We start from the raw sequence: 249 nt of genomic DNA on the forward strand, positions 1-249 counted from the left end.
GCCCTTGTCGGCGGCCTCGCCGCAGCGAATCTTTGCCGACGCCACCTCAAGCAAGATGCCGTCCGTATCGCGCGGATCCGCGCTCATCGCATCGGCCGCAGAAGTCGCCGCAGTGACCGCGGCGGCGACCTCGCCACCTAGTCGCGCGAGATTATGCTGCACCGCTTGATATTTCGAGATGGTTCGCTCGAAGGCAACGCGTTCCGTCGAATAACGCACGGACAACTCCAGCATCGCCTCCAGCGCCCC

At 64.7% G+C, this 249-nt stretch carries 1 protein-coding gene; it reads right to left on the bottom strand.

Annotation, left to right across the window (positions count from 1 at the left end):
- On the bottom strand, positions 1-249 hold a 249-nt coding region (locus OZ411_RS43305; RefSeq protein WP_282532851.1), incomplete at both ends, for an acyl-CoA dehydrogenase family protein.

Source organism: Bradyrhizobium sp. Arg237L, from assembly GCF_029990105.1.
Taxonomy (GTDB): Bacteria; Pseudomonadota; Alphaproteobacteria; order Rhizobiales; family Xanthobacteraceae; genus Bradyrhizobium.